The organism is Polyangium jinanense, assembly GCF_028435365.1.
Genome location: NZ_JAGTJJ010000041.1, coordinates 1 through 20,260 on the forward strand (window position 1 = coordinate 1; position 20,260 = coordinate 20,260).

The 20,260-nt window shown below is 69.4% G+C and carries 11 protein-coding genes; 6 read left to right on the plus strand and 5 right to left on the minus strand.

Annotated features, from left to right (window positions below; genetic code table 11):
• Nucleotides 1-411 precede the first annotated feature (411 nt).
• Entirely contained in the window at nucleotides 412-1,485 is a 1,074-nt protein-coding gene (locus KEG57_RS39290; protein ID WP_272425768.1) for an NnrU family protein, read from the minus strand.
• A 71-nt stretch (nucleotides 1,486-1,556) separates the two neighbouring features.
• On the opposite strand from KEG57_RS39290, the gene KEG57_RS39295 reads away from it, so the two are divergent.
• Nucleotides 1,557-2,402: a UbiA family prenyltransferase gene (locus KEG57_RS39295; RefSeq protein WP_272425769.1), complete on the plus strand. Its 846-nt coding sequence runs from the start codon at nucleotides 1,557-1,559 to the stop codon at nucleotides 2,400-2,402.
• Nucleotides 2,399-3,442 (plus strand): radical SAM protein, encoded by a 1,044-nt coding sequence (locus KEG57_RS39300; RefSeq protein ID WP_272425770.1) that lies wholly within the window; start codon nucleotides 2,399-2,401, stop codon nucleotides 3,440-3,442. The genes KEG57_RS39295 and KEG57_RS39300 overlap by 4 nt, the downstream gene beginning before the upstream one ends.
• Here the strand turns inward: KEG57_RS39300 and KEG57_RS39305 are convergent.
• The gene (locus KEG57_RS39305; RefSeq protein WP_272425771.1) at nucleotides 3,427-5,133 is read right to left on the minus strand and encodes a hypothetical protein; all 1,707 of its coding nucleotides are present in this window, start codon (nucleotides 5,131-5,133) and stop codon (nucleotides 3,427-3,429) included. The two genes, KEG57_RS39300 and KEG57_RS39305, sit on opposite strands and share 16 nt — an antisense overlap.
• A gap of 116 nt (nucleotides 5,134-5,249) precedes the next feature.
• On the opposite strand from KEG57_RS39305, the gene KEG57_RS39310 reads away from it, so the two are divergent.
• A complete protein-coding gene (locus KEG57_RS39310; RefSeq protein WP_272425772.1) occupies nucleotides 5,250-5,870 on the plus strand; it encodes a hypothetical protein in 621 nt (206 codons plus the stop codon).
• Here KEG57_RS39310 and KEG57_RS39315 read toward each other — a convergent pair whose 3' ends face one another.
• Nucleotides 5,871-6,611: a hypothetical protein gene (locus KEG57_RS39315; protein ID WP_272425773.1), complete on the minus strand. Its 741-nt coding sequence runs from the start codon at nucleotides 6,609-6,611 to the stop codon at nucleotides 5,871-5,873. It abuts the gene before it with no gap.
• A gap of 1,239 nt (nucleotides 6,612-7,850) precedes the next feature.
• Between KEG57_RS39315 and KEG57_RS39320 the strand changes: the two genes are divergently transcribed.
• Complete coding sequence (locus KEG57_RS39320) at nucleotides 7,851-9,593, plus strand: NAD(P)/FAD-dependent oxidoreductase (protein WP_272425774.1); 1,743 nt, start codon at nucleotides 7,851-7,853, stop codon at nucleotides 9,591-9,593.
• Between the two features lie 69 nt (nucleotides 9,594-9,662).
• Nucleotides 9,663-13,532, plus strand: coding sequence for a calcium-binding EGF-like domain-containing protein (locus KEG57_RS39325; RefSeq protein ID WP_272425775.1), 3,870 nt, complete (start codon nucleotides 9,663-9,665; stop codon nucleotides 13,530-13,532).
• Nucleotides 13,533-13,538: 6 nt separating this feature from the next.
• On the opposite strand, the gene KEG57_RS39330 is transcribed toward KEG57_RS39325, so the two are convergent.
• A complete protein-coding gene (locus tag KEG57_RS39330) occupies nucleotides 13,539-16,544 on the minus strand; it encodes a radical SAM protein (RefSeq protein ID WP_272425776.1) in 3,006 nt (1,001 codons plus the stop codon).
• A gap of 85 nt (nucleotides 16,545-16,629) precedes the next feature.
• Here KEG57_RS39330 and KEG57_RS39335 point away from each other — a divergent pair, with 85 nt between their 5' ends.
• A complete protein-coding gene (locus KEG57_RS39335) occupies nucleotides 16,630-17,919 on the plus strand; it encodes a 6-phosphofructo-2-kinase/fructose-2,6-bisphosphatase (RefSeq protein WP_272459457.1) in 1,290 nt (429 codons plus the stop codon).
• Between the two features lie 37 nt (nucleotides 17,920-17,956).
• On the opposite strand, the gene KEG57_RS39340 is transcribed toward KEG57_RS39335, so the two are convergent.
• A complete protein-coding gene (locus KEG57_RS39340) occupies nucleotides 17,957-20,218 on the minus strand; it encodes a GumC domain-containing protein (protein WP_272425778.1) in 2,262 nt (753 codons plus the stop codon).
• Nucleotides 20,219-20,260 lie beyond the last annotated feature (42 nt).

Consider the following 20,260-nt stretch of genomic DNA (forward strand, 5'->3'; position numbering starts at 1 on the left):
CGCATCGCGCAGTTCATCGACCCCGGGTCCAGCGCTTGCGCTGGTCCGGGTCCAGGGGCGGACAGCCCCGGTGGGGCCTGGGGCAAAGCCCCAGCGCAGCGCATCCCAAGATGAGACCAATGCTCAGAACCAGGGCAAGCCCTGGACCTTTTGTGGAAGAACTGCGCGATGCGCAGTTCTTCCACCGGCCGGTGGCAAGACCAGGGACAGCATTGCCGGTCGAAATCGCAGCGCGGCAGTCTTGCTCGGCAGGGTCGCTCCTGGTCTTGACTCGGCCTGTTCGATGAACTGCGCGATGCGCAGTTCATCGACCCTGGGTCCAGCGCTTGCGCTGGTCCCGGGTCCAGGGGCGGATAGCCCCGGTGGGGCCTGGGGCAACGCCCCAGCGAAGCGCCTCCCAGAAGAGACCCATTACGGCATCGCCGAGACGCCGATCACCATGCGGTGTCCGTGCAGCATGCCCACGTAGAGCAGAATCGCCACGACGAACCGCACGATACCGATTTCAGCGAATGCCTTGCCCACGCCGCCGCGGGCGAACGGCACGAGCGAGGTCTTCGCGGCGAACGGCTCCCACGCCTCGCCGAGCGCGATCTTGCGGCGGCTGTCGATGTGCAGCATCCCCGCGATCGCCAGGGACGCGATTCCGCCGAACAGGCAGATCGACGCCACGTCCCCGTTCGGCGGGATATGGGCCAGCCCCCAGAGCGCGAACGACCACAACGCCGGGTGGCGCGTGATTCGCACGATCCCCCGCGGCTCCGCGCCCACCGCCTTTTCCTGCATCATCTGGGTCGGGTTTTGCGTGGAATACCCGCAGACCATGAAGAAAAACGCGATCGGCATGACCACGACCGGGATGAAGCGCGTCCACGCCGGGGCACGCCAGAGCTCCTCGTAGGGCGCCGCGCGATAGGCGAAGATCATCCAGACGAACGCCGCGAGGACGAGGATCGAATAGACACCCTGAAAACCCTTCTCGCTGAGCCTCTGGATGAGCGGGCGGCGGAGGGTCAGGCTCGACAGGCCGATGTGGCCGAGCACGAAGGAGAGCGTCGCGGCCGCGAGCACGCCGAGACTCCCGTCTTTTTCGCCCTTCGCGGGCCCCGGCTTCGGGGCGCCGCCGATCTCGACGATCGCGGCGACGAGGTGATCGACGTCCCCTTCGCGCATCGCGAGCCCGGGCATGGCGCCGGGCATGTATCCCTCGACGACGTCGTGGTTCGGCTCGAGGATGCTGCGGCGGATGTAGGCCTCGTCCGCCACGATCTCGCGGGGTTTTTCCTGCGTCGTGACCTTGCGTGTCTTGCCGACGAGGCCGAGATACGTTGGCCCGGGGCGCGCGGAGCCGTCGAAGGAATGGCAGGCCGCGCATCCGCGCTCGAAAAGGAGCTGCTTGCCGCGCGCGGGATCGCCGTCCGCGAGCGCGCGGGGGGCGAGGAGCAAGCAGAGGCCCGCGAGGGCGAGAGCCGGGAGGGTACGCATGGGGGCGGAGACTACGCCGGGCGGAGGTGATGTGCCAGGGCCGCGTTCCGTGTATACTCCCGCGCCAAGCGATGGAAACCCACGCAAGGGCAGACGGGTTCGGGGAGCTTCTCCGCGCGCTCTCCGCGCTCCGTGCCCCGCAGTGGGCCCATTTCGTGGTGTTGCCCCTCGCCGGTCTGTCACGCGCGGCGCTCGGCTCGAAGAGCGGCCTTACCCGCGGCGCGCTCGGCCTCGCGGCCGCCTCCTTTTCGCTCGCGTATGCGTACGGCCTCAACGCGGTCCACGATCGCGCGAGTGATGCTTCGGCCGAGAAAAACCCCCTCACGGGCGACGCGCCCTTGCCATCGTTCATGATCGCAGCGCTCGGCGCCTCGGCTGCGCTCGCGCTCGGCGTGAGCGTGCCGCTCGGCGCGCGTGCTTCCTTGCGGACGCTCGTGTCCCTCGCGGCGGGGACGCTCTACAGCGCGCCGCCGCGGCTCAAGGATCGCCCCGTGCTCGGGCTCGTCGCGAACACGGCGATCTTCGCGCCGCTCCTTGGCCTTTGCGTCATCGAGGGCGAGGAGCCGCCCGCGTATGAGCTGCTCGCGGCGACGTTCGTGGGGCTGCTCGTGCAGAACCAGCTCTTGCACGAGATTGCCGATGCGACGGAGGACGCGGCGGGCGGCGCGTTCACGACGGCCCGCTGGCTCGGGCCCGAGCGCGCGCGTTTCGCGGCCGCGGCCGTGGCCGTGCCCTTCGCCGTGATCGCGCGTGCTGTCGCGCCGACGCCCGGTCTCGCCCGCGCGGCCAGCCTCGTGCTCGCTGCGGGCGCCGCGGCGGCGCTTTGGCGAGGCGATCCTGCCGCGGCGCGGAAACGTCATCGGGGCGTGGCCGCCGCGGGCGGCGCGATCCTTTATTGGCTCGGACAAACGACATGATCACGCGCGCCGTCCGAAAAGCCCTCCCGATGATCGAGCGCTCGGCTCGGCTCGGGTTTGCGCTCGCCACGCGGAGGAGGCTCCCGTATTCGGTGACGTTCATCCTGACGCACCGCTGCAACTTCCAGTGCGATTATTGCGACATCCCCGCGGCGGCCGGCGACGAGATGTCGAAGGACGAATTCTGCGCCGCCATCGACGAGCTCGCCGGGGCGGGAATGGCGCGGGCGAGTTTTTCCGGCGGCGAGGTGCTCCTCCGGCCGGATGCGCTCGCGATCCTCGGGCACGCGAAATCGCGTGGCCTCTTCACGTCGCTCAACACGAATGGATGGCTCGTCGGCCGGCACATCGACGCCCTCGCCTCCTCGCTCGACATGATGGTCGTCTCCATCGACGGGCCGGAGAATCAGCACGACCTCGTCCGCCGCAAGCGTGGCTCCTACAAGCGGGTCCTCGGCGCGATCGATCTCGCGCGGAGCCGTGGCATTGCGGTCGCCACCATCACCGTGCTCTCGCGGCAAAACCTCTCCGTCGTCGACGACGTGCTCGCGCTCGCGGAGAAACACGGGTTCTGGGCGTATTTCCAGCCGGCGTACGCGGATTGCTTCGAGCATGCGCGGGGCCTCGATCCCGCGCTCTCGGCCGACGTGCTCGCAGCGCTCGCGCGTGACCTCGGGCGGGCCCGGGCGGCTGGCTTGCCCGTCGCGGCTTCGCCGGGGTTCCTCGAACGTCTGGGCCGCGGGCCCGCCTTCGGCGATTGCGGCGATTGCCATGCCGGCCGTTATTTCGGCACCGTCCTGCCCGACGGCGTCGTCGTGCCGTGCCACCTCGTGTCGAAGGAAGCCACCTACCCGAACGGCCGCGAGATCGGGTTCGTTCGGGCGTTCCTCGAAATGCCGCATCCCACCCGCGGCCCTGGCTGCGCGATCAGCCCCTACCAGGAGTCCGATCTCATCTTCCACCTCGACGCGCGCGCCATCGCCGCGGCCGTCGAGCGTTTTTCGAGGACGCCCGGCCCCCGCGCTCATTCGCGCGGATAGACGAGCGACACGAGCCGGTAGCCGGGCGCGCCGGACTCCGTGGGGAACGTCCATTCCGCATCGATCTGCGCGCCCTTCTTCTCCGCGGCCGTCCGCAGCGCCGCGGCGATTTCCTCGTTGTCGGCGAACGGCCCCTCGTACAGGTTGGCCCCCTCGGTGAGCAGCACCCATCGGGGCCTGTATTGCGACAGCACGTCGCCGAACCGCTCGGCGGTGGTCCTGTCCTGGATGATGCGATTCAACATCAAGACCGGCCAGGCGTGCACCGGGGCGATTGCGCCGTTCGTCCAGGCCTCGATCACCCCCGCCTGGTTGTAGGTGGTCGTCACGAGATCGGGGCCTTTCGCGCCGAGGGATTCGAGCTTCGTGATCACCGCGCGCTGGGCGTGGCCGCTGAACATCGGATTCGAGACGCGTGTATCCTGCCACAGCCCGATCGCCATGCTCTGCGCGCGCCACGCGAGCGCGAGGCCGGCGAGCGGGACGAGCCGCCGGAAAGGCACGGACGCGATCTGCTCGGCGACGGCGACGGCGAGCAGCGGATCGAGCGCCATCGCGAGCTGGAATTGCATGGGATCGCCGTACAGCAATGCGCCGAGCACGGCATTCCCCAGGAGCCCCGCGAGCAGCATTCGCTCCCCGTCCCCCGCGGTGCCGCGCCGCAGCCGCACGAGGGCGATGACGAGCGGGGCGAGGCCGAGCACGATGCCTTTCGTGATCGACAGCGGCAAGGGCGCGCCCGTGCGGAGCGGGCCCAAGATCGACAATGCGTCGCCGAGCCACGCGATTTGCACGAGCAGGCACGCCGGTATCTCGGCGAGATGCGAGAGGATACGCCCGACGCGAAAATCCGCGAGCGGCTCCGTTCCCGGGCGGAAAGGCGCGAGCTGCGACAGGAGCGCCACGACGAGGAGGGGCACGGCCGCCATGAGCGCGGGGACGAGCGCGGCGCGTCGCCAATCGCCTCGCCGCTCGGGGCGCGCGAAAAGAGCGAGCAAGACGGGCGCGAGCGTGACGGCAATGGTGGCGCGGCAGAGCACGGCGAGCGCGGCGACGAGCCCGATTGCGACGGCGCGGCCGCGGGAGAGCGGCGCGTGTTTCGCGGCGATCGTGACCGCGCCGAGCATCGCCACCCGGCTCGCAATCTCGAAGGCATACCCCGTGCGCGCGAAAAAGAGGATTCCAAACGTGAGCGCGACGAGCGCAGGCGCGAGGAGCGTGACGGCGGAAGCGCCTTTCTGGAACGAGGACGAGCGGCGCGCGACGACGTACGCGAAAAGGACGAGGGGCAGGCAGAGCAGGACGCTCGCCCTTTGCACGCCTGCGATCCCGCCGCCGAGGAGCGGACCGAGCAGGATTCCGAAATAATTGCCGAGCGCGGTCTGATGTCCCCGGATGAACACGGGCCAGACGCGGCTCTCGCCGTCGTAGGCGACGACGGGCCATTGAAAGGTCGAGACCCAGCGAGGCCGGGGCGGCGCGCCTTGTTCGAAGGGCGGCAGGGGCCTCGGGCGGCGGTCGGGGCCGAGCTCGAGGACGAAATGGTATCGTTCGAGGTAAGGCTGGACCTCCTCGGCGACCACGCCGCGCGACCCGGCGCCGGGCCAGGCGAGCGCGAGGAAGAGAGCGGCGGTCGCGGCGAGGGCGGCGAGATGCGAGCGCGGCGGGCGTGACGGAGCGGCGGGGTTCATCGGAGCGGCCGTTCGGCGGGTCGATGTGTACCACGGGTGGACGTGCGGGTGTGGGGGCTCGTTCGTGTGGCGGGCCGTTGACACGGGCGGGCTCGTCCAATACGGTCTCACGCCTCGTGACGTGGATCGTCGGCATCACCTATCTGCTTTTCATGGTGATGACGTTCGTCGCGCCGGGCTTCACGCGTGAATTCGCGGCCAAGGAAGGGCCGCTGGAGCATGTGCAGCATGTGCTGCTCGTCGCGGGGATCGGCGCCTGGATCGTCGCCGCCTTTCGCGCGGCGAAGGGGCGCGGCTGGGCCCTTGCGATTGCGATTTTTTTGATGTTCGTGCTCGGCGAGGAGCTCAACTGGGGGGAGGTCGTCGGGATCACGGCCGTGTCCGACCCGCTGCGGCGCGCGATCGGTCGGACCAATGTGCACAATTACTGGTGGGGGATGTCGTACCACCTGTTTGCACTCCCGCTGCTAGCTTTGTTCGGCGCGGGGTTTTTCGCGCATTTTGCCCCGAAACGGTCGTCTTCGGGGTGGCTCGGCGCATGGCGGGCCGCGTTCGGGGATCTGATACCGACGCGGGATCAGACGATGGCGGCGGGGCTCGTGGCCGTGTGCACGGTGGTATTCGGGCTCGCCCTGTCTGCGTTCGAGAGCGAGCTCGACGAGGTGAAGGAGACGGTGGTGTACGTGCTTTTGCTCGGGGTCGGGGCGGGGCGGCGGGGCGGCGGGGCGCGCCCGTAATCAGGGCTCCGTGGGCTTTGGCCGCTTGACGGAACGCGCGCCGAGCGGGGGCGCGAGCTCTTCCCAGTTGTCGGGATGAAAGTAATGGGCGACGGCCTGGAGGCGGGCGTGCGCGCGGACGAGCAGGGTGGCCAATCGATTGCGGATGTCCACGGCGGGGGTGGGGGCGGCGGGGGCAGCTTTCGGCGCGTCCGCGGGCTTGAGGTGGGTGACGAGGAAAGCGCCGATTTCCGCGGCCTCGTCGATTTGCGCCGAGGTGACGGGGTGTTTTCCGGCGATGGCTTGGGCGTGTCTCCGGAAGAGGTCCGCGAGCGACATACAATCCTCGGCGCGGTCGCGCGCGCCGCGGCCCGCGATGATGGCGTCGACCTCGGCCTGGGGAATCGTGCCATTGGAGGCGAGGGCCTTGGCGGACGAGAGGAGCTGTGCGCGCAGGCGGGCGGCGGTGGAGAGCTTCGCCTGGAGGAGTGATTCGCCGGGCGCCTCCTGCTCGGCGCGGAGCGCGGCGAATTTGGTGGCGATTGCGAGCTCGGGGAGGGCGAAGAGCGCGGCGAGGTCGAGCTTGGGCAGGTGAATGGGGATGTCGTGCTCGTGCGCCGCGGCGACGTGCATGCCGGTGGTGACGTTCGTGAGCGCGAGGTCGAGGTCGAGGCGGAAGGGCAAGATCTGGTCGGCTTGCAGGGCTTGCGCCGCGGGGAGGTGCTTTTCGTAAGCCTTCTTGGGGTCGATGGGGGCTGACATGGTTTCTTTCCGTTGGTTTGTAGGGATGGAAGGTGGGGGACTGTACAGGAGAAGGAAACGTTTTGCACAGGGGCTTCGGGGAGGGAGGGGCGGGAGGGAACGGTTATGCAAAACGGTTCGTGAAGTGAAGGGGGCGAGGAAAAGGTTGCGGGGTTCGGGGTGGGGGAGGGGGCTTCAGGAGGAAAAATTTTCCAGGTGGGGCTCGGGGAGGGGAGGGGACGGGGAAGGGGTTTCCTCGGGAGGGGCTTGGGAGCGTCTTCCGGGAGGAAAAGTTTTAGGGCGGGGGCGGGAGTGAGTATCTTCGTGGGCATGTCAAGCTCGTCGTCTCGTCGTTCGGATGATTCGCCGGGCGCGCGGCGGGTCGGGGCGCTCTGGGCTGCTCTGATCGGGCTCACGGCATGCGGCGGCAGCTCCGCGCCCGGGTCGCTGTCGGCGCCGGCCCCGCCGGTGGCCTCGACGAAAGGCACCGACCCGACTCCGCAACCCGTGAGCAGTTCCGTGCCCTCGAATGAATCAGCTCCGCCCCGTCGAGGGAGCCCCGATTCTGTCGACGTCGCGCGAAGGTTCTACGGTAAAGGGGACCCGGCACCCCCAATCGAGTTTGCTGTCGGCGACAAGCGAGTGATCCTTCGCTTTCGCGCAGGTTTTCACGGTTCTCAGTTCGTCGAAACAATCGTCGTGGACAGCGAGATTGTGTACCCTCCGCAATGCGACGCGCCTACCCCTCCCGCCAGTGGGCTGTGTTCGCGTAGCCATCTCGAGCTTCATCTAAGGAAGGACCTCATGCACGTGGGGACACATGTCCGCGGACAGCGACTGGATTTGCTGTTCGCCGCCTTATTCCAAGGGAGCCCCGAGTGCGGCACCTACGGGTACTGGCTCCTTCGGGTCGGCCCAACCGGCGTGCGCGCGACAAGCCCGATCGTTGGATGCTTGACGACCCCGTCCCCCGAAGGCACCGACGTACACTTTGTCAACCCCGTGATCCGATGGGAGCCGTCTGTCAGCATTCGCGTCCACACATCAAACTTTGACTGGCGCCGATTCGAACTGAACGCGCGGACGCTCGAATGGACTCAGGTTGCGAGGGAAATCGCTGCGCCTTAGGAGCGCCTTGACGGGGGTTGTTCTCGGGCGACGGCCTTCACTCACGGCGCGTTCAGGAAGGCATTCCGCATCCCGTCCACGCGCCGCATCGCCCGCTTGCGCCGGGGCGAGGACGCCGCGTATCGTGCGCCCATGAGCCGAGAGAGCGCCGACGTCCTCGTCATCGGTGGCGGCCCCGCGGGGACCACCGCCGCGACGATGCTGAAGCGAACGAACCCCGATCGAAGGGTCGTCCTCTTCGAGCGCACCCCGTTCCCGCGGCACCACGTCGGCGAATCGACCTTGCCGGACATGAACCCGATCCTCCGTCGGCTCGGCGTGCTCCGCACCATCGACGCTGCCGGGTTCGTGCGGAAGCGGGGAATCACGTACAAATGGGCGCACGACAAGCCCGTCTTCAGCGAGGTCTTCTCGACCGGCGTGCTCGATTCCCTCGTGCGTGACGGCGGCGAGGGGCTGCCCGATTACGCGTGGCAGATCGATCGCAGCCGTTACGATCACATCCTCCTCGAACACGCGCGCGCCCAGGGCGTCGAGATTCGTCAGCCGGCGAGCGTCGATTCGGTGCTGCGTGAAGGCGACCGGGTCACCGGCCTCAGGGTATCCCACGAAGGAACGGAGACGACCTGGGAGAGCCACTTCGTCGTCGACGCGTCCGGGCAGGCGCGTGTTCTCTCGCGGTGGCTCGGTTTGTCGAAGGACGTGCACGCGCTCGGGGACCTTGCCATTTACCGTTATTACGAAGGTTTTCGCTGGCGCGAAGACCTCATCGGCGCGGAGGATCGCTCCAAGATCTTTTTCAGCGCGACGCCGGCGGGTTGGATGTGGTTCATCCCGCTCTCGTCGCGCCTCGTGAGCGTCGGGCTCGTCACGCGAAGGCCGTTTCTGCAATCCCACGAGCCGTCTGCGCTCTTCGACCGGGAGCTCGCGACCGTGCCGGAAATGCAGGACATGCTGGCCGAGGCGGCGCAAACGAGCGCGCCGGGCGAGACGGAGCCGCCGCGCACGCACACGATCGCGGATTGGTCGTACAGCCACGCGAATCCGGCCGGGCCCGGGTGGTATCTCGCGGGGGACGCGGCGGCGTTCGTCGATCCGATCCTCTCGTCGGGGATCCTGCTCGCGCACCACTCGGGACTCTCGGTGTCGAATGCCATCAACACGGAGTGGCATCACCCCGATATCTCCGTCGAGGATCTCCATGCGGGATACGCCACGTTTTACCGTGACCTCTATGGCGGGTTTCTCGCGATGGCGCGCTGGTGGTACCACCGTCGCGGCGTCGCCGGCATCGACGAATGGCTACGCACGGCGGCGGAGCTCGGCAGCTCGGCGCGGGGCGCGCGCGAGATCAACCGGGACGACGTCTCCGCCTTCATGACGTTCGCCGCAGGGTTTCTGACGGATTTTCGTTTCGTGCACCTCGGGTGTGCGTTCGGGGATCGGGGGCTCGCGATTTCCCTCGACGGGCTGGAGAATCGATCGGCCGCGGGGGATCCGTTGCGGCGCGAGCTGCTCGATCGTTCGCTTCGGCCGCACTCGCGCGTGGAGCGCGCCGAGGTGAGCGCTTACGTGGCGACGGACGTGGACTCGGACCGGTTCTGGCGGCTCCCGGAGCTGCGGTTTTTCGGAGCATTCGGCGAGCGGGTCTATCGTCCCCCGGTCCCGCTCGAAGGGCGCGAGGAGCGCGGGATTCAGCGGACGCTGCAGATCGTCGAGCGGACGCTTTCCTCGTGCAACGGCGAGCGCACCGTGGACGACGTCGTGCGCCGGGTGCGTGACAGCTTCGATCGAAAGGATGCCGAGGCGATCCAAAAGCTCGCGAATCTGGTCCTGAGCGACCTCCGGCTGCTCGACGCCGTGACGCTGTCCTGACGCGGACTCCTCGGAAAACGAACGAGCACGCTCTTCCGGGCCGGGGAAAACGCCGATAGGATGCGCGCCATGCGCAAGCGCCCCCCGACGGGTTGGCTCCCCACGCTCTTCGTGTTTCTCGCGCTCGTGGCCCTCGGCTGCGGCGATGACGGCGGCATACCGCCGGGCCCGGTCGACGCCGGGCGCGACGCCACAGAGACCGACGTCACGGAGCCCGATGCCTCGGAGCCGGACGCGGGCTGTCCGCCGGGATCGTACCCCGACGGCGGTGTGTGCGTGCTCGAGGGGAGCTGTCAAAACAATCCCTGCGGCGAACACGGGACGTGTGACGATTCGAGCGGATCGGCCGTCTGCACGTGCGCGGAGGGCTGGGCGGGCGCGACGTGCGCGTCGTGTGATGCCGCGGGCGGCTACCACGACGACGGGGCCGGCGGCTGTACGACCGACCCGTGTGTGCCGGATCCGTGCATGTCGCCCGATCGCGTGTGCGACGGGAGCTCGGGCACCGCGAAGTGCGTGTGCAAGCCCGGCACGCACGAAGAGCGCGGCGTTTGCGTCGAGGATAAGACGTGCCTGCCGACGACGTGCAGCGGTCACGGGAGCTGCGACGACGAGGGGGGCGAGCCCGTGTGCACGTGCGACGTCGGCTGGAGCGGCAGCGCGTGCGACGCGTGCGACGACGCGGGGGGCTATCACAGCGACGGGAACGGGGGCTGCACGACGGACCCTTGCTTGCCGAATCCCTGCGTGGCCCCGCACGCGAGCGTGTGCACCGTCGAAGCAGGGTCGCCCGTCTGCGGCTGTGATCCCGGGTATCACGAAGAGAATGGCGCCTGCGTGATCGACGAGGTTTGCACGCCGTCGACTTGCTCGGGCCATGGCACGTGCGCGGTCGAAGGTGGCCACGTGGTTTGCACGTGTGATGATGGCTTTGCCGGGGCTTCCTGCGATACGTGCGATACGGCGGGCGGCTATCACGACGATGGAAACGGCGGCTGCACGGCGGACCCGTGTTTGCCGAATCCCTGCGTCATGCCGAACAAGACGGTCTGCGCGGGAGAAGGCGCTTCGTACGTGTGCTCGTGCGATCCGGGGTATCACGACGACGGGAGCGGCGGGTGCACCGACGACCCGTGCACGCCGAATTTCTGCCTCGTGATGAACCAGGCCTGCGAGGTCGTGGGCGGGATGCCGCAATGCTACACGCCCATGTGCGACGATCAGAACCCGTGCACGGTCGATACGGTCGTGGGCGGGAGCTGCCAGCACACGCCGCTCGCCAACGGGACGGCGTGCCAGACGTCGCTTTGCATCGTGGACCAGGCCTGCCAGGCGGGCGTCTGCGCCGGCGGCAGCCCGCGGGTGTGCGACGACGGCAATGTGTGCACGGACGACGCGTGTGACCTCTCGGCGGGGTGCGTCGCGACGAACGACGATACGAACGTGCCGGACGACGGGTTCGCGTGCACGGTCGACGCGTGCGCGGGCGGGCTTGCGTCGCACACGACGAGCAATGCGGCCTGCGACGACGGGGCGTGGTGCACGGGCGCGGAGGTCTGCGCGCCGCTTCAGTCGGGCGCGGACGCGGAGGGATGCGTGCACGTGAACGTGCCGCAAAAGCCCGTGAGCATCAGTCCGTGCGTGAGCTACGGCGCTTGTGACGAGGCCACGCAGTCGTTCCCGATGGTGCTCGCGTCGCCGGGGTCCTCCTGCAATGACGGCATCTCGTGCACGAGCGGCGATGTGTGCGACGTGCAGGGCGCCTGCAAGGGCACGCCCTCGGCCGGATGCGACGGCGGGGCTTGCGCGACCACGCATCCCGGTACGGGCAACGTCGACATCCCGGTGGGTGTGGTGAGCGGAAAGATCACGCTCGGCGGCGCGCCGCTGCCGGCGACGAACAACGATTACGATGGCGCGGACATCTTCCTCGTCGCGCGGGACACGAAGGCCGCGCATGCGATCGGCGGCTACAGCTACCAGTATCAATCGCCGGGCGTGTACGTGCTCAGCGCGAATACGTATGGCGGCAAGGTGGTCGCGGGCGTGTATGACGTGCTCTACCGTCGGGGCTGGGGGTCAGCCGGGAATACGGTGTCGCGTACGCTTCCGGCGGCCACGCACGTGAATGGCTACCGGATGCTCGCGACGGGCGTCGTCGTGGGCACGGGGCAAAGCACGCTGGACGTGAACATCCCGGTGGCGAACGTGAGCGGGACGATCACGCTCGCGGGCGCGCCGCTGCCGGGGACGAACAACGATTACGACGGCGCGGACATCTTTCTCGTGGCGAAAGACACGGGAGCCGCGCATGCCCTCGGCGGCTACAGCTACCAGTACCAGTCGGCAGGCGTGTACGTGCTCAGCGCGAATACGTATGGGGGTAAGGTGGTCGCGGGCGTGTATGACGTGCTCTACCGGCGGGGCTGGGGGTCAGCCGGGAATTCGGTGTCGCGTACGCTTCCGGCGGCGACGCACGTGAATGGCTACCGGCTGCTGGCAACGAATGTCACGCTCTCGGCGGGCGCGAACACGCTGAACGTGGACATTCCGGTGGCGAGCGTGAGCGGGACGATCACCCTCGCGGGCGCGGCGCTGCCGGCGACGAACAACGATTACGACGGCGCGGACATCTTCCTCGTGGCGAAGGACACGAAGGCCGCGCATGCGATCGGCGGTTACAGCTATCAGTATCAGTCGCCGGGCGTGTACGTGCTCAGCGCGAACACGTATGGCGGCAAGGTGCCTGCGGGCACGTACGACGTGCTCTACCGGCGGGGCTGGGGGTCAGCCGGGAATTCGGTGTCGCGTACGCTTCCGGCGGCGACGCACGTGAATGGCTACCGGGTCCTGGCCACGGACGTCACGCTCTCGGCGGGGGCGAATACGCTCGACGTGAACATCCCGGTGGCGAGCGTGAGCGGGACGATCACCCTCGCGGGCGCGGCGCTGCCGGCGACGAACAACGATTACGACGGCGCGGACATCTTCCTCGTGGCGAAAGACACGAAGGCCGCGCATGCGATCGGCGGCTACAGCTACCAGTATCAGTCGCCGGGCGTGTACGTGCTCAGCGCGAACACGTATGGCGGGAAGGTGCCTGCGGGCGTGTACGACGTGCTCTACCGGCGGGGCTGGGGGTCAGCCGGGAATTCGGTGTCGCGGACGCTTCCGGCGGCCACGCACGTGAATGGCTATCGGCTGCTCGCGACGAACATCACGCTCACCGAGGGGACGAACACGCTCGACGTGAACATCCCGGTGGCGAGCGTGAGCGGGACGATCACGCTCGCGGGCGCGGCGCTGCCGGCGACGAACAACGATTACGACGGCGCGGACATCTTCCTCGTGGCGAAGGACACGGGGGCCGCGCATGCGATCGGCGGCTACAGCTACCAGTATCAGTCGCCGGGCGTGTACGTGCTCAGCGCGAACACGTACGGCGGGAAGGTGCCTGCGGGCGTGTACGACGTGCTCTATCGGCGAGGCTGGGGGTCAGCCGGGAATACGGTGTCGCGTACGCTTCCGGCGGCGACGCACGTGAATGGTTATCGGCTGCTGGCAACGAATGTCACGCTCTCGGCGGGCGCGAATACGCTGCACGTCGATATCCCGGTGTCGCTCGTCGGCGGGACGATCACGCTCGCGGGCGCGGCGCTGCCGGGGACGAACAACGATTACGACGGCGCGGACATTTTCCTCGTGGCGAAGGACACGGAGGCCGCGCATGCGATCGGCGGCTACAGCTACCAGTATCAGTCGCCCGGGGTCTACGTGCTGAGCCCGAACACCTACGGTGGCAAGGTGCCGTCGGGCACGTATGACGTGCTCTATCGGCGGGGCTGGGGGTCGAGCGGGAATACGGTGTCGCGCACGCTGCCGGCGGCGACGCACGTGAATGGCTATCGACTGCTGGATCGGTGCATGACCACGCCTTGAAGGGGCTCAGCCCACCCGATCCCGGAGCGGAACCGAGGCCACACGTTTCGGTTCCGCGGCCCGATCGAACGGCGCGCCCGCGGCTTCCAGCGCCGTGACCGCCTCCGCCGCAAGCCGCATCGCCCGCACGCCGTCCTCCGCCGTGACCTTCGGCCGATCGCCCCGGACGACGCTCTCGCGGAACGCGACGAGCAGGCGCGCGAGGTCGCCTCCGCGCGGCGGCGTGCGGGTCCGTTTGCCGCCGGCGTCGCTCACCTCCACGAGGTCACGCCCTTCCGAGCGTATCCAGGACAAACGCCTTCCATCGCCGAGGCGCGCCCGCACTTCGAGGGCGTCCGCGGCCTCGGCGAGCAAGAGCTCGATGGTCACGTCGGGCTGCGAAGGACCACTGCCGCGCGCGCGCAAGGTCACGCGTTCGGGCCTTCCGCCGCCCTTGGCCGTGGCTTTTCGGATGTGGAGATCCTCGCCTGCCACGGCCTGCGCGACGTCGCCGAGGTGGATCAGGAGCTCGTAAAGCGCCGTGCGGGACCACGCGTGCAAGCTCGCGGGCGAGGTCGGCGTGGCCCGGTGAACGACCTCGATGTCGACGGGACGATCGGGCCCTTTTCGATCCCCGAGCACGGAAAGAATCTCTTCGAGCCCGCCGGCCGTGCGGAGTTGCTGCGCGACCGTGATGCGCTCGCTCGCCTCGGAAGCGAGCGCCTCGGCCTCGGCGAGCGTCGCGCCGAGCGGTTTTTCCACGAGGCAAGGGAGTCCCCGCGTGATCGCGTCGCGCGTGATCTCCGCGTGCTGCCGCGTGCTCGTGGCGACGATCACCGCGTCGATCGCAGTACGCTCGCAGAGCTCGGCGAGCGAGCGCGCGCGGGGTACGTCGGCCGCGATCTCCGGCAGATCTTTGTCCGGCGCGTGCGGGGAGGCGATGCCGGAAAGGACGAACCCACCTGCTTGCGCGAGCGCCTCCGCGAAGGCGAGGCCCCGCCGGCCCGTGCCGAGGATCGCGACACGGAGGGCGCGCGGCGTGGAGGCGGGGGCCACGGGCAGGTGGACACGCTCGCGCGGCGCTTCCGGAAGCGGGATCTCGTCGCTGCGCGGGATGCGGCCGTCGCCGAAACGGAGCTCGTCGAGGCGATCGATGCCGGGCCGGAAACGCGCGATGCGGGGCTCGGAGAGGCATTTCTCCGGCGTGATTTTCTCGCCGGGGACAGCCAGGAGCTCGCCCGTGCCGAAGAGCGCCGCATACGGCTTCCAGACGCCCGTGCAGACGAGGTCGAAGCGGCAATCGGCGCAGGCCGGGCCTTTTTGTTTTTGCGGGGCGTCTTCGGTCAGCGCGCCGCTCAGGGCGACGAGCACGTCGCTCCACGGCGCCATTTCTTCGAGCTGGCACGGCGGCACGCCCTGGCGCGAGCCCACCACGACCTCGACGCCGAGCTCGTTCGCCCGCGCGATCGCGCGCTTCAGGTACGGCATGACGTCCGAGAATCGTGGCACGTGGTCGGCGAGCCGTTCGAGGGCCTTGTATTGCGGCGTGACGTACGCGAACGAGATGCCGATGCGCGTGCCGAACTCGGCGTGCATCCATTCGACGAATCGCACGAGGTGCCGGTAATTCTGGGCGGAGACGACGTGGTTCACGTCGAGCCGGAGCTCTTCGTGGCGCGCGAAGAGGTGCAAGGCCCGCACGGTGCGCGCGTGGTCGCCCATTTTGCGGGTCTGCAGCCGCGCGAGCGCCTCGTCGTGCGCGTGCAGCGAGACGAAGACGTTCGTGAGGCCCGCCCGGACGAGGGTGTCGACCTTCTCCGGTTTGTCGAGGAGCACCGCGTTCGTGACGAGCTCGATGCTGCGCACGCCGGTCCGCTTGGCGACGGAGACGTAATCGACGAGGTGGCGCGAGAGCGTGGGTTCGCCGCCGCTGAAGGAGATCTGCTCGACCCCCGTGCGGCCGAGGCGCGCGATCCGCCGCATCATCCGGCCCGGATCCTCCTCGACGTTGTGGGAGGTCTCGTTCGCGCTGCAGAACCAGCAATCCTGATTGCAATGAACCGTCGGGCGGAGGACCGTGAAAAACGCCGCGCGCGCCGCGCTTTTTCGGGTCTCGTCCCAGCGCTCGCGTGGCCGCTGGAGCGGGGCGCGGGGCAAGGGGGACAAACCCGCGGCGCCGTGCGTGTTGAGGTAAAGTGTCGTCGTGCCCGGGCAGGCGCGGGAGGCGCCGCAAGCGTCGCAGCCAGGGGCGAGCGAGGAGGTCGCGTGGCGCGGGATCGGGCGGCCGCCGCGATCGGCGAGCAAGCGTTCGGGGACCTCGACGCCGCCGTCGGCGGTTTTCGTGGCCACGGCGCAGAGCGGGATCCCGTCCCGCTCTGTCAGCGTGATTTCGAGCCCTTTTTCCCGGGCAAACCCGATCGCCGCGAGGAGCCCGTCCCGCGCCCGATCCCAGCGCGGCGGCGAAAGCTCGCGCGGCGCGCGCCCATCCACGGGCCGGAGCGCGGAGGGCGTGTAGAGTCGGACGCGACGCGCGCTCGGGGCCGCGCTCGCGAGGAGCGCGATCGCCGCGCGGAGGTCCTGGATCGATGGATCGAGCACCGGGATCTCGAAGACGAGGTCGAGCCCCGTGGCCGCGATCGCGCGGAGGCCTGCGAGCACCGCGGAAAACGCGCCTCGCACGCGGGCGATCGCGTCGTGCACGGCCGGCCGGTCGCTCGCGAGGAAAAACACGACCCCCGAGAGGCCCGCCGCGCGGAGCTCCTCGGCGCGGCCCTCCGCGGCGTAGGCCACGCCGTTCGTCCGCGCGTAGACCGCGCCCCAGCCTGCGTCGCGCGCGTCCTGCACGATCGCGCGGAGATCCTTCAGACGTGAAGCTTCTCCGCGTAGCTCGAGCACGCCGCCGCCGCGCCGGAGCTCTCGCTGCCGCGTCCCTTCGTCCGCTGGCTTGGCGCGGCAGTCGCAGACGGGGCAGGCGAGGTTGCAGCCCTCGGCGAGCAGGAGGCTCGTGTCGGTCGTGCCGGCGCGGGGGCTCATGGGAGGAGCGCATTGTTCGCCGTGGGCGACGGCGCGCGCAAGAGGCATGGGCGGTTCGTGCTTCCCCTCATCCTCGTAGGGCGGTATGGAGCGTGCCGTGTCGGGGGTACGGAGCAAAAGGGTGCCGGGCGAGCGAGACAAGGCCACGACCGTCCTATCCATGGTCGGCCTCCCCGCGCGGGGAAAAACGTACATCGGGCGCCGCGTGGCGCGTTACCTGAGCTGGCTCGGTCATCCGACCCGCGTCTTCAACGTGGGCAGCTACCGGCGCCGGCAGATCGGCGCGAGCCAGCCAGCGGATTTCTTCGCGCCGACGAACAAAGAAGGCCGGCAGGTGCTGCACGACCTCGCCATGACGGCGCTCGACGACATGCTCGCGTGGCTGCGCGAGGGCGGCGAGGTCGGCATCTTCGACGCGACGAACAGCACGAAGGAGCGCAGGCGCCTCGTCGAGGAGCGGTGCCGCAAGGAGGGCCTGCCGGTCGTCTTCATCGAGTCGTTCTGCAACGACTCGTCGGTGATCGAGGCGAACGTCCGCGACACGAAGCTCAAGTCGCCGGACTACGTCGACATGGACCCGGACGCGGCGGCGCAGGATTTCCTGCGGCGCATCGCCCACTACGAGTCGATGTACGAGACGCTCGACGATCCGAACCAGAGCTACATCAAGATCATCGACGTCGGTCGCCAGGTGATCCTGAACCGGATCCACGGCTACCTGCCCGCGCGCCTCGCGCCGCTGCTCATCGACCTGCACGTCTCGCCGCGCCCGATCTGGCTGACACGGCACGGGCAAAGCGACTACAACCGGCACGGCCGCATCGGCGGCGATCCAGAGCTGTCCCCCGCGGGCGAGGAATACGCGAAGCATCTGGCGGAGTTCGTCCGGAAAAACGCGCCGCGGGATCAGGAGGTCGCCGTGTGGACGAGCACGCTGCGGCGGACGATCTCGACGGCGACGAAGATCACGCGGTCGCCGCGGACGTGGCGCGCGCTCGACGAGATCGACGCGGGCGTGTGCGACGGGATGACGTACGACCAGGTGCGGATCGAGATGCCGGACGTGTGGGCCGCGCGGAGCGCCGACAAATTCCGATATCGATATCCACGCGGCGAGTCGTACGAGGACGTGATCCAGCGGCTCGATCCGGTGATCATCCAGCTCGAACGGCAGCGCTCGCCGACGCTGGTGATCGCGCACCAGGCGGTGCTCAGGGCGATTTATGCGTACCTGATGGACCGGCCGCCGAGCGAGTGTCCGTCGATCAGCGTGCCGCTGCACACGGTGATCCAGTTGACCCCGACGGCGTATGGTTGCGAGGAGAAACGATTCGCGCTGCCGCCGAATGTGGAGGATCAGGGGGCGGGGGGATAGGTTTTTCCAGGGAAACCATTCCCTCGGCTTGGGCCGATCAGGGCGGGCCCGCGGGAAAGCCCGAGGCCGTCGGCAGAGGCCCCAGAGAGAACTTCACGACGATTCCTCCGTAAGAGCCGTCTTCCGGCTCGGGAAAGGTGAGCCGGTGCGTGGCGTGATGCACGCATCGGGTGAAGGGCGCGATGCGTTCTTCGTCGTTCGCGGTGAGCCCATGGCGAGGCTCGTTGACGTTCACCTGGCCGATGAACCCGTCCGCTCCCACGACGAACCGGACCACCGGTTCGAGCCTCTCCGGGCCGTGCACTTCGACATGGTCCCGGTAGCAATCCTCGACCGAGGCGCGGAGGACGGCGAGCCGGGCGTCGGCGTCCTCGCGCGCGAGTTTGCCGAAGAACGTGAGCACCTCGGGCGCCTCCGTCGTCTCCGTCTCCGTCTCCGTCCCCGGATCCTCGGGGGCGGCGGGGCTCGGGAGCTGCATCGGCTCGCGCGGCACGAGGGGCTCGGCCACCGTCACTTCGAACACCGGGATCGAGCGCTCCTCGCCGTGGGGCGTCTTCCTCGTGCGTTCGAGGGAGAGCACCGCGGCGACGACGGCGCGCGCCTTTTCGAGCGACGTGCCCCGCGACAAACGGATCATCACGCGGTCACGCTTCCGGTCCTGCGGGTCGCGGTGGCCGCCGTGGGCCGTCCACATCTCGTGCGCCGCCGCGGTGAGCGTCGGATACCGCAAGCCGCCCGCGATCGCGTCCTCGCGGGGCACGCGGCGCTGCACCTTGGCGATGTCGGCGATACGCCACTGGAGGACGAATGTGTCGGACGACGTCGCGTCGATCTCGAGGTACCCGATCCGCGGCGAGAGGGCCGCCGTCTCGGGATCGACATGGAGGGGCTCGGCAAGCTCGAGCAGCGGCGGCGCGAGCGGGAGGGCGGGCATGAGGATGCGGGCGCCGACGCGCGGATCGGGAAGCGAGACGCGCAGGGGCGCGCTGAGGTAGGGGCCGTGGAGGACGAGGTCGTACGTGCTCTCGTCGAGGCCGTCGAAGCGCACGGACAGGCCATCCTCCCGACGCGCCGGGGCAAACTGCCAGCTGAGCACGACGGATGCGGCGGTCGTGGGCGGGAGCTCGGTCGGGAAGGGGCTCACGAGATCCACGACGAGCGCGCCCGCGGGCAAGGACGGGTCCGCGAGCGTGACGCCGGGGTTCGCGGAGAGGCGGGTCTGGTCGGCGACGAGTGATTCGATGTGGCGGAGCCCGGCGTTCGTGGGGAGGACGAAGAGGGCGGGCGCGAGCGCGAGGAGGAACGTCACGAGCAACGCGGGGCGCGCGCGGGAGAGGGCGCCCGAGAGGCCACGCGGCGGCATCGCGACGAGCGTCGTGAGGACGATCGGAACGGCGAAGAGCGCGCCCGCGGCCGCAAGCTCGACGGTCGTGCGGCGGAGTCCACGCGCGGCGCGGCCGAGGTCGGCGAGGGGGGCGCCCGGCGTCGAGATGGCGATGATCTCGCCCATCGCAGGCGCGAGCGCGGCGAGGAGGACGCCGCCGATGCCGGCGCACGCGGAGGCGAGGAGGCGCGTGGCGGCATACCCGTCGCCGCGGTTCGTCCGCGAGGCGCCGAGCACCACGGCGACGAGGCCCATGCCCGCGGGCAGCGCCGCGACCCAGCTCCCGACCGCGTCGCGGCCGAGGTCGTCCTTGCCGAGGAGGCGCGCAACAAGCGCCGCCGAAAGGAGCGAGAGCGTGGCGACGACGAGCGCGACGAGGGGGCGTTTGTCCTTGTTGATCGACGCCGTGGCGCGCGCGGGCCGGAGCGAGAGCGCGGCGACGCCGAGCGAGATCGAAGCGACGAGCAGGCCCGCATCGAAGAGGGAGGCGCGGAGCATCAGCGCGGAGGCCGCGGCGCGCGCGCGGTCGCCGAACGCGAGATCGGGCATCTTCGCCAGCGGATCCGGCATCCACGCGATCGAGGCGGCGAGGGTCGTGGCCGCGAGGAAGGCGGGCGGGAGGCAGAGGAGGGACGCCGAGGCGCGCCGCTGCGAGACGAAACGGGTGAGGGCGACGGTCGCGGCGAGCGCGCATCCGAAGCCGAAGCCCACGGCGAGCGCGCCGCGGGGCTCGGCGAGGTGCAGGTTGAAGAAGGCGATCCGCACGAGCCCCGCCTCGGACTCGGCGAGCAGGGCGAGCGCGACGGCGATCGGCACGACGAGCGTGATCGTCGCGACGGCGAGGTTTTGCCGCGTGCGTCGGGACGCGCGGCGGGCTCGCTCTTCGGGGCTCCCCGAGGCGTCCTTGTCAGCCACGTCGCGCAGGGTATCCGGACCAGGCCCCGCGCCGCGAGGGAA